Origin of the sequence: uncultured Oscillibacter sp., assembly GCF_910587525.1 — a bacterium.
Classification (GTDB): domain Bacteria; phylum Bacillota; class Clostridia; order Oscillospirales; family Oscillospiraceae; genus Oscillibacter.
In genome coordinates, this window is record NZ_CAJULS010000064.1 from 1 (window position 1) to 12,968 (window position 12,968).

Sequence of the window (12,968 nt, forward strand, 5' to 3'; positions counted from 1 at the left end):
TGATAAACTTGACATTGTTTTTCTTTCTGTTGTTTATCTTGCTCTTATCGTTGACGCCTTTATGTGAACACTGCCTAGAGCGATTCTCAAAATAAACAATAACCGGCATGGAGAAACTAGGCCCTGTTTTTCAAACAGGGCCTATAGCAACCTTCAGAATTGCCGCCAGTAAGCTGCCGAGGGCGGTGTCCTCCGCACACCCCTGTAGGGGACGCCCCCTGGCCGCCTCCTTGTCAGGTATTTCGACATTTGCTATAGGCAGTTCTCCAGATCGGTGTTTTACCGAAAGAGTGGTACACTTTTCATAAAGATGAAACAGCGAAACAGCGAAATGGCGAAAGCGGAGTTGTTTGCGAACTGATAGCAGGATTCAAAATTACAGACCATTGGGAGGCATGCCTCTCAGGCGAACCACTGCAGTACCTATTCGACTGCGGAAAATCCCTTCTCCAGATCGGCGATGATATCATCAATATGCTCAGTACCGATGGAAAGCCGGATTGTGTTGGGTTTAATTCCCTGATCCAGCAGCTCTTTCTGAGAGAGCTGGGAATGGGTGGTTGTGGCGGGGTGGATGACCAGAGATTTTACATCCGCCACGTTGGCCAACAGAGAGAAGATATCCAGGCTGTCGATAAACTGATGGGCCTCCGCCTGACCGCCTTTGATTTCAAAGGTAAAAATGGATGCGCCGCCGTTGGGGAAGTATTTTTTGTACAGGGCATGATCCGGGTGATCCGGCAGGCTGGGGTGGTTGACCTTTTCCACCTGGGGGTGTTTGGACAGGAATTCTACCACTTTCCCGGTGTTTTTTGCGTGTCGTTCCAGGCGCAGAGAGAGGGTCTCCACGCCCTGGAGCAGCAGGAACGCGTTGAACGGGGAGATGGCCGCTCCGGTATCCCGCAGGAGGATGGCCCGGATGTAGGTGACAAGGGCGGCGGGACCCGCCGCGTCCACAAAGCTGACTCCGTGGTAGCTGGGGTTGGGTGCGGCAATGGGGGCGTACTTGCCGCTGGCCTTCCAGTCAAAGCTGCCGGAATCTACAATGATGCCGCCCAAAGTGGTACCGTGTCCGCCGATAAACTTGGTGGCGGAGTGGACCACGATGTCTGCCCCGTGCTCAATGGGCCGGATCAGATAGGGGGTGCCGAAGGTGTTGTCGATGACCAGGGGCAGGCCATGGCTGTGAGCAATGTCTGCGATGGCATCAATGTCAGGGATGTCGCTGTTGGGGTTGCCCAGAGTTTCCAAATAGACGGCTTTGGTGTTGGGCTGGATGGCGGCGGTGAGTTCCTCCAGGCTGTGAGCATCCACAAAGGTGGTGGTTATACCGAACTGCGGCAGAGTGTGAGCCAGCAGATTATAGCTGCCGCCGTAGATGGTTTTCTGGGCCACGATATGATCCCCCGCCTGGGCCAGAGCCTGAATGGTGTAGGCAATCGCCGCCGCGCCGGAGGCCAGGGCCAGAGCAGCCACGCCGCCTTCCAAAGCTGCGATACGCTTTTCCAGAACATCCTGGGTGGAATTGGTCAGCCGGCCATAGATGTTGCCTGCATCCGTCAGACCAAACCGGGCGGCGGCGTGAGCGGAATTGTGGAACACATAACTGGTGGTCTGATAGATGGGTACCGCCCGGGCGTCGGTGGCAGGATCTGCCTGTTCCTGACCTGCGTGGAGCTGGACGGTCTCGAACTTATAGCTGCTCATAGAAATACCTCTTTTTTGTTTTAATAAGGGTTTAGAATTTCTGAGAATGGAGGCCGCTGCTTATATGACGGGCGCCTGCATTGCTTTTTATGTCAGTCCGCGAACAGCGGTGTGGAGAGATACCGGTCGCCGGTGTCCGGCAGCAGGGCCACGATGACTTTGCCCTTATTTTCCGGCCGCTTTGCCAATTGAATGGCCGCCCAGACCGCCGCGCCGGAGGAGATACCCACCAGTACGCCCTCCGCCCTGCCCACCTGCCTGCCGGCGGCAAAGGCATCGTCATTTTCCACGGCAATGATCTCATCGTAGATACCGGTATCCAGCACATCGGGAACGAAGCCTGCGCCGATCCCTTGGATTTTATGGCTTCCGGAGGTTCCCCCGCTTAGCACCGGGGAGGCCGCGGGCTCCACGGCCACGATTTTTACCCGGGGATTTTTCTCCTTGAGATATGTACCAACACCGGTGATGGTGCCGCCAGTTCCCACACCTGCTACAAAAATGTCCACCCCGCCGTCCGTGTCCTCCCAGATTTCCGGGCCGGTAGTGGTTCTGTGGACGGCGGGATTGGCAGGATTTACAAACTGGCCAGGAATGAAACTGTCAGGGATCTCCTCTGCCAGTTCTTCAGCTTTGGCGATGGCACCCTTCATGCCCTTGGCCCCCTCGGTGAGAACCAGTTCCGCACCGTATGCTTTCATCAGCTGGCGGCGCTCCACACTCATGGTCTCCGGCATCACAATGATAATGCGGTAGCCCCGGGCGGCAGCCACAGCGGCCAGGCCGATACCGGTGTTGCCGGAGGTGGGTTCGATAATGACAGAGCCGGGTTTCAGAAGTCCCCTGGCCTCGGCGTCATCAATCATGGATTTGGCAATACGGTCCTTCACACTGCCCGCGGGATTGAAGTATTCCAGTTTGGCCAACAGCCTTGCCTCCAGTCCCTCCCGCTTTTCAATATGGACCAGCTCCAAAAGCGGGGTTTTGCCAATCAGCTGATCGGCAGATGTATAGATGTTGCTCATGATGACAGTCCTCCCAATATTGGTTGTTGAATGATATATACCTGGATGCGGTATCGCCAGCATTGGAAATGCAGGCAATACGCGCTTTCCATAATACCAATTTTCCGAGTTGGTTGATATGGATTATATGACAGAGTGCCAGGTTTGTCAATAACTCTTTGGAAAATATTTGAGTTGATTTCCTATTAACCGTGCCATATAATAGGTTTATTGTCTGGTGGAGGTATACTATGCTGATTTCAACGAAAGGGCGATACGCTTTGCGGGTCATGGTAGACCTTGCTGAACACCCATCGGAGGGATATGTTCCGCTGAAAGAGGTTGCGCAAAGGCAGGAGATTTCGGAAAAATATCTGGAAGCCATTATTAAGATTCTGGTGAGAGCCAAGCTGCTGAGCGGTGTCCGGGGAAAAGGCGGAGGCTATAAACTGACCCGTGCTCCCCAGCAGTATACCGTTGGCTCCATTCTGCGCCTGACGGAGGACTCGCTGGCCCCCGTCACATGTCTGGAGACGGATGCCGCCCCCTGTTCCAGAGCAGCGAGCTGCCTGACCTTGCCCCTGTGGCAGGGGCTGGACCGGGTCATTAACGAGTATCTGGACGGCATTACGCTTGCGGATTTGCTGCAGTGGGAAGCGCAGGGGAATGACTATGTGATTTAGGCGCTTTCGAACAAGGTCAAAAAGGGGCACATCCACAAAGGATCTTGTGGATGCGCCCCTTTTAGGGCCTGTTCGCTTAAGCCCGGGGAGATTTCTGATCTCTCAGTATTTCCTTAGTTCCCACAGCCCTCACAGTGATCACAGTCCGGGAACAGCGACGGGTCGTAGGCAATGCCGTGCCGGTCATAGTAGTTCTTCAGCGCCGCCTTGATGGCCTCCTCCGCCAGTACGGAGCAGTGGAGCTTGTGGGCCGGAAGGCCATCCAGAGCCTCCGCCACAGCCCTGTTGGTCAGAGCCATGGCCTGGTCGATGGGCTTGCCCTTGATGAGCTCCGTAGCCATAGAGCTGGAGGCGATGGCGCTGCCGCAGCCAAAGGTCTCAAACTTTACGTCTGCAATCACGCCGTCTTGAATTTTCAGATAGATTTTCATGATATCGCCGCACTTGGCATTGCCCACCTCGCCAACGCCGTCCGCATCCTCAATGACTCCCACGTTCCGGGGACTGCGGAAGTGATCCATCACTTTTTCACTGTATAGTGCCATCATAATTCCTCCTCAAATGATGTGGGGTGTTTTGCCGCGCTCCAAGTCCCGCCATACTGGGGATATGCTCCGCAGGTACGCAACGGCGTCCTGGACAGCGGCGATCAGGTAGTTTATCTCTTCCTCTGTGGTCTCCTCGCCGATGGTCAGCCGCAGAGAACCGTGGGCGATTTCGTGGGGACGGCCAATGGCCAGCAGCACGTGGCTGGGGTCCAGAGAGCCGGAGGTGCAGGCAGAGCCGGAAGAGGCGCATATGCCTTTGTCGTCCAGCAGCAGAAGCAGGGACTCTCCTTCGATCCCCTCAAAGCAGAAATTTACATTGCCGGGGAGGCGGTTCTTTGCATCGCCGTTCAAAACAGCATGTGGAATCTTTGAAAGTCCTGCGATCAGCCGGTCCCGCAGCACCGTGGTCCTTGCGGCGTTTTCCTCCAGGTGTTCACAGGCGTCTGCCAGCGCCGCCGCCATACCGGCGGCGGCGGGGATGTTCTCTGTCCCGGCCCGGCGGCCCCGCTCCTGGGCGCCGCCCTCAATGAGGCTGGAGAGGGCCACGCCATGCCTGGCGTACAAAGCGCCAACGCCCTTTGGGCCGTGGAATTTGTGGGCGGAGAGGGATAACAGATCGATATTCTGGGCCGTGACATCAATGGGAAGATGCCCCGCCGCCTGCACCGCATCTGTGTGAAAGAGCACCCCTGCCTCCCGGCAGACCGCGCCGATTCCGCCCACGGGTTGGATGGTGCCGATTTCGTTGTTTGCATACATAACAGTGACCAGACAGGTGTCGGGCCGAAGAGCCCGGCGTACCTGCTCCGCTGCCACAATGCCGTCTTCGTGAACATCCAGCAGCGTGATCTGAAAGTCCTCCTTTTTCAGCCTGTCCAAGGTATGGAGTACGGCATGGTGTTCAAAGGCGGTAGAGATGATGTGACGTTTGCCCTGCCGTCCACCGAGATGTGCGGCGGAGAGGATGGCCTGGTTGTCCGCCTCGCTGCCGCCGGAGGTGAACGTCAGTTCCCGGGGCTCACAGCCCAAACAGGCGGCAATACGGGAGCGGGCCTCTTCCAGAGCCTCCCTGGCCTGCTGGCCGAAGGCATACAGGCTGGATGGATTGCCGTAAGATTCTTCCATATAGGGAAGCATGGCGGCTATGGCGGTGCGGCTCATTTTTGTCGTGGCCGCATTATCTGCGTAAATCATCATAAAAGCCTCCCGTTGTTTATTTGCCTATTAAACTAGTGGGTAAAATTATTATGCGCTCAATTTCCTATTTTGTCAATAGGAAATTGAGCGCGCCGGTTTTTCGCTGTGCTGATGGGGCAGGTCAACATTTGCCCGCCCGAAAAACAACTTTGTTGTTTTTCGGGTTATTTTGACTCTATAATGAAAGACCGCAAGAATGATGAAAAATTGCCTCTGCTGGTTTGCTATCATATGGGTGAAAGGAGGGAAAACCATGAACGGCCACAAGATTGAGAATATAGCGGCAGTGATTTTATATATAGAGGAGCATCTAAACGAAAAGCTGGACTTGGATACGGTCGCAAAAGCAGTGGGGTATTCAAAATATCATCTGCACCGTATGTTCACAGACACCGTTGGACTGACGCTCCACGACTATATCCAGCGCCGGAAGTTAACCGAGGCGGCAAAACTGCTGGTGTTTTCTGAAAAGCCGATTATTGAGATTGCACTGACTGCGGGATATGAAAGCCAACAGGCGTTTGCTTCCGTCTTCAAGGCCATGTATAAGCAGACGCCGCTGGAATACAGGCAAAACAAGTTTTTTTATCCTCTGCAGCTGGAATTTACGCTGAACAAAAATCTGTCAGTCTCTGATACTGTCATACAGGAAATATCTTATGCCGCGTCGGCGGACATTCCTGACTGGATGAACTTTATTACTCTTGTGATTGACGGTTTTCCATGTCTTGACGAAGCTGCCCATCTGGAACAGGTGAAACAGTACATTCAGCGGCGGCAGGCCCTTGTGATGCGGGACGGCCCCGTCATGACCGGTGCTGCTGCGTTTTCCCATCAGACTGGGAGCATCGACTTTATGGCGGTGCACCCGCAGTACCGGCGTTACGGAGCGGCAAAGGCGCTTCTTGACTTTATAATGCGCAATCTGCTTGTGGGCCGTGAAGTCAGTATCACAACCTTTCGCACGGGGGATAAGGCCGACACGGGACAGCGGGAGGAATATCAGCGGCTTGGTTTTGCGGAGGCAGAACTTCTGACCGAATTTGGCTATCCAACCCAGCGGCTTATTCTACCACCAAAACAGGAGAAAGGCGACAATGGATGATAACATTTTAGACCAAAAATGGAGCGCAGGGTCACTCCTGCGCTTCGCATTTCCCACCATCGTTATGATGATTTTTATGGGACTATACACCATCGTGGACACGATCTTTGTGGCGCAGTTTGTGAATACGGACGCGCTTTCCTCTATCAATATTGTTTGCCCCATTATCAATATCACGGTGGGGCTGGGGACAATGATTGCAACAGGCGGAAACGCGATTGTCTCCCGAAAAATGGGGGCGGGTGAAAATCAGGAGGCCAAGGAAGATTTCACCTTGCTCATACTCACAGGAGCGGTGATAGGATTTCTCATTCTTTTAGGCGGGACAATCTGGATTGACAAAATTGTTTATGCTCTTGGGGCCAGCGATCTGCTGTTTCCCTATTGCAAGGACTATCTCATGGTGCTGTTTCTGTTCATTCCGGCCAATATCCTGCAAACGCTGTTTTCAAACCTGTTTGTGACGGCGGGAAAACCGGGCCTCGGTTTTGGGCTGTCTGCTCTGGCTGGCGTGGTGAATATCATTCTGGACTACATTTTCATTGTCCCCTGCGGTCTGGGCATCCAAGGCGCGGCTTTGGGGACTGGCTTCGGCTACCTGATCCCTACGGTTGCCGGACTGGTCTATTTTGCACGGAGCAAAGGAACGTTATCTTTCACAAGGCCAAAATTGAAATGGGCTGTGATAGGAGAAAGCTGTTTCAACGGCTCATCTGAAATGGTGGGACAGTTGGCAACCGCCGTCACAACATTCCTGTTCAACCGCACCATGATGAACCTGCTGGGAGAAAATGGCGTTGCGGCGATTACCATTATTATCTACTCTCAATTCCTGCTGAACACACTTTATATCGGCTACTCTATGGGAACAGCACCCATTATCGGGTTTAACTACGGAAACAGAAATGATGTCCAACTGAAACGGGTTTTCGCCATCAGTATGCGGTTTATCGGGTTGGCATCGGTGCTGGTATTTGCAGTTTCCATGTTTGGCGGCTCCTATATTGTGCGGTTGTTTGCGGATCATACATCGGAAGTTTATTTAATTGCGGCGAATGGTTTTACGATTTTTTCATACAGCTTTCTATTCTGCGGCCTGAACAATTTTACATCCGCAATGTTCACAGCATTGTCCAACGGAAAATTGTCTGCGGCCCTCTCATTTCTGCGGACATTTGGACTGCTGTCCGGCGGCATTCTTCTGCTGCCGCGGATTTGGGGAATCGCCGGCGTATGGCTGGCCGTGCCGTTTGCGGAAGGAATCATGTTTATTGTATCTGCCGCCTGTCTGGTCCATGAGCGGAAAAGATATGCTTATTAGAGCAATTCCCAAAATACTGAGAAAAGTTCAGCGGTCCGGGAAAGGCATAGCTGCGTTGCCGTCCTTGGCGGGCGTCAGCCCGCCCGCGTCCTCCGCCTTGCTCTGCATTCCCCGTCCCCACTGCCTTTTTTCTCATGATTTCTGGGAACTGCTCCAGGTCATCTGCCGGGTCACTTTTCAAATAAAGTCAAATCGAAACTTCTGCAAAACTGGAGACACGCACAGCGTGTCTCCAGTTTTCACACTTCGTACCCTTTGACCGGCGAAAGGCAGGCAGCTGCGGCGCGGACGGTTCAAACAAGGCTTAATCCTGGCCCATCAGCTTTGCCAGCCGGTACAACATCGTACACAGCTGCTGGCGGGTTACGGGCTGGCTCAGCATGAGGCCTCCGTCTGCGTTCCCGGTGAGAATGCCGTGTTCCACGCACCAGGCCACGCCCTCCCGGTGGGCGGGGGCCGGAGTGCTGTCCGCAGCCTGCCCGGAGACCGGCGTGTCAAACAGCGCCTGCTCTGCCGCCCGGCGGCGGACAAGGCCCGGCAGTTTTTTCCCGCCGCCCCGGTTGTAAAGGGCCATAGCATCCCGGATCTCCGGCAGGCCGCGGCCTTTGCACAGTGTTTTCAAGCGCCCTACGCCGCAGTTGAAGGTAAACGAGATCAGAGCGTCCCTCTGGTTGTCATTGAGCTCCTCCGCCAGCGGGCAGTTTTTCGGATCGTCCACCGCGTCGGCGAACCGTTGGCAGTCCGCCTTCAGCAGCCGGTCCGCCTCCGCCTGGGTGATAGTCTGGCCCTCCTCCACGTCCGGGCCGTAGTGCCCCCAGCCGATGGTCCAGTATTTTTCCGTCAGGACAGCTTTGTACGCCGTCAGGCGGCATCCTTCGAACTGTCTGATCAGGGCGAGGCCCGCCTCTCCGATGGGCCGCCCCATTATGCTGCCTCCGGCGGGCAGAGCTGATTTCTCTCTCCGCTCAGCCGTTTCCAGTCACACATCCGGCATACCTCCTTGAAAAACAAATGTCCTCCCAGTCTATGCGGACACTCTCTTCCCGGTGCCCGCGGCTCTGTGGCCTGACCGCCGGAATTGTTTGTTTTTTGCGGAGAATGTGCGGCGGAAAATGGGACAAAAACCGCTGTTATCCTGTAAAATAAGAGCTGTATTTGTAACCGGAGTGTACCACGCGGAGGTGACCGCACCAGCGGACAGCGTCCGCCGGCTGCAAATACAGGGCACATTTTAAGGAGAAATAAAAAACGGAGGAGCTTCCATGGGGGAAAACACCTACGGATACATCCGGGTATCCAGCATAGACCAGAACGAGGACCGGCAGCGGATCGCGCTGCGAAAGAGGGCCGTGCCTAAGGAGAACATCTACATGGACAAGCAGTCCGGAAAGGACTTCAACCGGCCGCAGTACAAAAAGATGGTGCGGCGCCTGCGGTCGGGAGACCTGCTGTACATTCTGAGCATTGACCGGCTGGGGCGGAATTACGAAGAGATCCAGAACCAGTGGCGGGTTTTGACCAAGGAGATCGGTGTGGACGTCTGCGTCATCGATATGCCCCTGCTGGACACCCGCAGCGGCAAGGACCTGATGGGAACCTTCATCGCCGACCTGGTGCTGCAGATCCTGTCCTTTGTGGCGGAGAGCGAACGCACCAATATCCGCCGGCGGCAGGCGGAGGGCATTGAGGCGGCCAGGGCCAGAGGGGTCCGCTTCGGCAGACCGCCCCGGCCGCTGCCGGAGAATTATCAAAATGTCTATCAGCGCTGGAGGATCGGGGCTATCACCGGCGTGGCGGCGGCCAGAGAGTGCGGAATGCCCCTTTCCACCTTCCGCTACCGGGCTCGGGCCTACGAAAACACAAAGCGGCAAGATCACACTTGAAGCCAGCGGAAAAATGTGGTATATTTTAATTTAGAGTGGTATAATTTGAACATCCCCCGGTAAAAGAGGTGAGTCCTACGGAGAAAAAGGGAATCAAAACCGCGGCGCAGAACCGCAAGGCTTTCCATGACTACTACGTTGAGGAGAAATATGAAGCCGGCATTGAGCTGGCCGGTACGGAGGTCAAGTCTATTCGGGCCGGCACGCTGAACCTGAAGGACGCCTACTGCACCGTCAAGGATGGGGAGCTGTTTGTCCACGGAATGCACATCTCCCCCTACGAGAAGGGCAACATCTTCAACAAGGACCCTATCCGCATCCGGCGGCTGCTGATGCACCGCCGGGAAATCCGCAAGCTCCACGCCCTTATCAAGCAGGACGGCTACACCCTGGTGCCCCTGTCCGTGTACTTCAAGGACGCGCGGGTCAAGGTGGAGATCGGCCTGTGCAAGGGCAAGAAGAACTACGACAAGCGGGACGCCGCCGCTCAGCGGGACGCCAAGCGGGAAATGGAGCGGGCTATGAAGACCCGATGATGGGTGCGCATAACTGGCGCCGGACTGACGGTTCCCGTCTCCTTCAAGGTAAACGAGGGCGGCGGACGGGTGATTACCGTCCAGGGTCCCGTCATCCGTGTAGAGCCTCCGCTGCGGAAGGGACGGACCTTTTTCGTCCGGCAGGCGGCGGGGCTTACTGTCCACCGTCCCAGGGGCAGGAGTTTTGAAAACGTCCTGTTTGACGCTCAGGGCAGGACCCTCTGCCGCTTCACTGCCGGGGAGAAAAACGGGGGGTCTTTCTCCAGTACCTGCGCAGTCAGGGCATACCCTTTTACCGTCCGGACGGCCAGCCTCTGGAGCCTGCCCCCGCAGTTCCGGCGGATGGCGTACCCATCCGCCACACGGATATGGAAAGGGTGTTCGGCCCCCGCTTCACGCTTCAGCTCCGGCGGACTGGGCCCACCGGGGTGTGGATCGCCCTGGAGATGGGTCTGGGGCTGCTGCTGTTCCTCTTCGGCGTTCCCGCCGTGGCGGTTTTCGGCGGCTCCTGGACGGCAGGGAGCCTGGATATCCTGCTGGCGGAAACCATCATCCTGATCGCTGGTCCCTGGGTCCTGGCGCTGGTGAAGGGGCAGCTCTTCCCGCCTGTTCTCACCGTGGAGGGAGACCGGATGCAGATCACCACCTTTGGCGGCTTCCGGGAGCTGCGCCTGGAAGACGTGGGCGGTTTTTACTTCCAGCGCTCCGGCGAGTGCTACATTTTGTATGACAAGAGGGGCAAAACCCTGGCGAAGTTCAGTACGCGGGATGACTTTGGCCCCCAGTTCATGGACTTCCTGACGGACCACAATATCATCTATCGCCAGCACATTTGAAAAGCCGCAGATCGCGGATTTTCAGCCGGACAGGCGGCCCCCGCCTGCCTGCGGGAGAGGTGGTGCCCCTGTGCATTGACTACATCAGACCGCGCTCCCCAAAAGTGCGAGCGCCCAGAAAGGAATAAAACGATATGTCCAACCATCCCATTGTCACCATCACCATGGAGGACGGCAAGGTCATGACTGCCGAGCTGTACCCGGAAAAGGCCCCCAATACGGTGAACAACTTCATCTCCCTGGCCGGCAAGGGCTTTTATGACGGCCTGACCTTCCACCGGGTGATCCCCGGCTTCATGATCCAGGGCGGCTGCCCCGACGGCACCGGCATGGGCGGCCCCGGCTATGAGATCGATGGGGAGTTCTCCGGCAACGGTTTTGCCCAGAACGACCTGGCCCACACCACCGGCGTACTGTCCATGGCCCGCACCATGGCCCCCAACTCCGCCGGGAGCCAGTTTTTCATCATGGTGGCCCCGGCTCCCCATCTGGACGGCCAATATGCCGCCTTTGGCCAGATTATCGACGGCACGGATCACGCCGTCGCCATCTCCCGGGTGCCCCGGAACATGATGGACGACCAGCCCAAAAAGCCAGTGGTGATCCAGTCCGTCAAAGTGGATACACACGGTGTGGAGTACCCCGCCCCCGAGACCCACTGAAGAACCCTGTCAGCCAAATGATCTGCAAAGGAGGCGCTTTATGAAAACTGCCATTATCACCGGGGCGTCCGCGGGCCTTGGCCGGGAGATCGTCCGGCAGGCCGGGGATATGTTCCCTGAGATCGAGAGCTATTGGCTCATCGCCCGCCGGGCGGACCGGCTGGAGGAGCTGGCGGAGACCCTGCCCGGCAAAGATATTGTGTGCCTTCCCCTGGATCTGTGCGACCCCATGAGCTTTGTGCAGCTCCAGGAGAGATTGGCCGAGGATAAGCCGGAGGTAGCGCTGCTGGTAAATAACGCCGGCTGCGGCTACTTGGGCCGTATCGGAGAGGCGGACACCGCCTCTCAGACCCGCATGGTGGATCTGAACCTGCGGGCTCTGACCGCTGTCACCAACATGGTGGTGCCGTATATGTCCCGGGCCGGGCGGATTTTGAACGTGTCCTCCATCGCCTCCTTCTGCCCCAACCCCCGTATGACGGTGTACTCCGCCTCCAAGGCCTACGTCTCCGCATACACCGTGGGCGCGGCAGAGGAGCTGCGCCCGCAGGGCATCACCGTCACGGCGGTGTGTCCCGGCCCTATGGCCACGGAGTTCCTGGAGGCGGGCAATATTGCCGGCAACTCCAAGACGTTCGAGATGCTTCCCTACTGCGATCAGGTCCGGGTGGCGGCAGGCGCCCTGCGGGCTGCCAGAGCGGGCCGGACCATCTATACGCCCAAGCTCTTTTACAAGTTCTACCGTCTGTTGGCGAAGGTCACGCCGGTAAAGCTGATGGTCAAGTTTACAAAAACCTGAAAAAATAAAAATGTCACGGAATCGTAACACATTTCGACAGAGAAATGTGTTACGATTTCAGATAGCAGTTTCCCGCAGTACCTCATAGATGCCAATCTCAATTCCGCACCTCTTTTTCTGCTGCAAATCGTGGGGGAAGAGGAGGAATTACTTGCCTCACCGGTCTCCTGTGCGAGTCCAGTGGAGCGAGTCGCGCGGGAAAAGGAGGGGAAAAGAGCGAAGCGCAGTTTTCGCCGCAAGGCGGAAACGGAGTGAAGCGGATTTTGCCCCGACGACGGGGGTGTACCGGTTTCGACGGGGGTATGGAGGCGGGATCAGCGGGCGGCGGCGCCTGACCGCCATAAAACGGGCAATTTATAAATCAAATAACAACAACACTGTTGCTGTTGCTGCCTAATTAAAGGCAGCCGTCCGACCCGGAAGGACCGCGAGCTGGGAAGGGCGTCGTTTAGCGGTAAATGTGCGTACGGTAAGCTTTGCCCGTGCCACACATCATGAAGCTCACCTGACTTGGCGGCGTGACGGTTTGCCGTCTGGAAGGGGAACAGGAAGGAAGACTTCCGCAATAATCGTCTGCGCCCGGAGAACATCCCGTTAAAGTGCTTTCGGACGGGGGTTCAACTCCCCCCACCTCCACCAAACGTTAGGTATACGAACACCATGTCAAACATCAGTCTGGCGGTGTAT

The 12,968-nt window shown here is 56.4% G+C and carries 13 protein-coding genes and 1 other RNA gene; 9 read left to right on the plus strand and 5 right to left on the minus strand.

Annotated features, from left to right (window positions below; all coding sequences use genetic code 11):
- Nucleotides 1–423: 423 nt before the first annotated feature.
- Both QZ326_RS07245 and cysK read right to left on the minus strand, forming a co-directional pair.
- On the minus strand, nt 424–1,707 hold the full coding sequence (locus QZ326_RS07245; RefSeq protein ID WP_295743246.1) for an O-acetylhomoserine aminocarboxypropyltransferase/cysteine synthase family protein: 1,284 nt from the start codon (nt 1,705–1,707) through the stop codon (nt 424–426).
- Nucleotides 1,708–1,799: 92 nt separating this feature from the next.
- Nucleotides 1,800–2,732 (minus strand): cysteine synthase A, encoded by a 933-nt coding sequence (gene cysK / locus QZ326_RS07250; RefSeq protein WP_295743249.1) that lies wholly within the window; start codon nt 2,730–2,732, stop codon nt 1,800–1,802.
- 230 nt (nt 2,733–2,962) lie between these two features.
- Between cysK and QZ326_RS07255 the strand changes: the two genes are divergently transcribed.
- On the plus strand, nt 2,963–3,394 hold the full coding sequence (locus QZ326_RS07255; protein WP_295743252.1) for an Rrf2 family transcriptional regulator: 432 nt from the start codon (nt 2,963–2,965) through the stop codon (nt 3,392–3,394).
- Between the two features lie 113 nt (nt 3,395–3,507).
- Here QZ326_RS07255 and nifU read toward each other — a convergent pair whose 3' ends face one another.
- Together nifU and nifS are read right to left on the minus strand one after the other, a co-directional pair.
- A complete protein-coding gene (gene nifU / locus QZ326_RS07260) occupies nt 3,508–3,939 on the minus strand; it encodes a Fe-S cluster assembly scaffold protein NifU (protein ID WP_295743281.1) in 432 nt (143 codons plus the stop codon).
- A 12-nt stretch (nt 3,940–3,951) separates the two neighbouring features.
- Nucleotides 3,952–5,139: a cysteine desulfurase NifS gene (gene nifS, locus QZ326_RS07265; protein WP_295743256.1), complete on the minus strand. Its 1,188-nt coding sequence runs from the start codon at nt 5,137–5,139 to the stop codon at nt 3,952–3,954.
- Nucleotides 5,140–5,392: 253 nt separating this feature from the next.
- On the opposite strand from nifS, the gene QZ326_RS07270 reads away from it, so the two are divergent.
- Together QZ326_RS07270 and QZ326_RS07275 are read left to right on the plus strand one after the other, a co-directional pair.
- Nucleotides 5,393–6,244 carry a GNAT family N-acetyltransferase gene (locus QZ326_RS07270; protein WP_295743258.1) on the plus strand — a complete coding sequence of 284 codons (852 nt, stop codon included), beginning with the start codon at nt 5,393–5,395 and terminating at the stop codon, nt 6,242–6,244.
- Complete coding sequence (locus QZ326_RS07275) at nt 6,237–7,565, plus strand: MATE family efflux transporter (protein WP_295743261.1); 1,329 nt, start codon at nt 6,237–6,239, stop codon at nt 7,563–7,565. Before QZ326_RS07270 ends, QZ326_RS07275 begins: the two co-directional genes overlap by 8 nt.
- 304 nt (nt 7,566–7,869) lie before the next feature.
- On the opposite strand, the gene QZ326_RS07280 is transcribed toward QZ326_RS07275, so the two are convergent.
- A complete protein-coding gene (locus QZ326_RS07280; protein ID WP_295743264.1) occupies nt 7,870–8,490 on the minus strand; it encodes a glycoside hydrolase family protein in 621 nt (206 codons plus the stop codon).
- Nucleotides 8,491–8,827: 337 nt separating this feature from the next.
- Between QZ326_RS07280 and QZ326_RS07285 the strand changes: the two genes are divergently transcribed.
- From QZ326_RS07285 to ssrA, 6 genes are all read left to right on the plus strand, one after another.
- Nucleotides 8,828–9,448, plus strand: coding sequence for a recombinase family protein (locus QZ326_RS07285; protein WP_295743267.1), 621 nt, complete (start codon nt 8,828–8,830; stop codon nt 9,446–9,448).
- A 68-nt stretch (nt 9,449–9,516) separates the two neighbouring features.
- Complete coding sequence (smpB, locus tag QZ326_RS07290; protein WP_295743270.1) at nt 9,517–9,984, plus strand: SsrA-binding protein SmpB; 468 nt, start codon at nt 9,517–9,519, stop codon at nt 9,982–9,984.
- 377 nt (nt 9,985–10,361) lie between these two features.
- Nucleotides 10,362–10,820 (plus strand): hypothetical protein, encoded by a 459-nt coding sequence (locus tag QZ326_RS07295; RefSeq protein WP_295743273.1) that lies wholly within the window; start codon nt 10,362–10,364, stop codon nt 10,818–10,820.
- Nucleotides 10,821–10,954: 134 nt separating this feature from the next.
- Entirely contained in the window at nt 10,955–11,482 is a 528-nt protein-coding gene (locus tag QZ326_RS07300; protein WP_295743276.1) for a peptidylprolyl isomerase, read from the plus strand.
- 40 nt (nt 11,483–11,522) lie between these two features.
- Nucleotides 11,523–12,281 (plus strand): SDR family oxidoreductase, encoded by a 759-nt coding sequence (locus tag QZ326_RS07305; RefSeq protein WP_295743279.1) that lies wholly within the window; start codon nt 11,523–11,525, stop codon nt 12,279–12,281.
- A gap of 276 nt (nt 12,282–12,557) precedes the next feature.
- Nucleotides 12,558–12,920: a transfer-messenger RNA gene (ssrA, locus tag QZ326_RS07310) on the plus strand.
- Nucleotides 12,921–12,968: the final 48 nt, after the last annotated feature.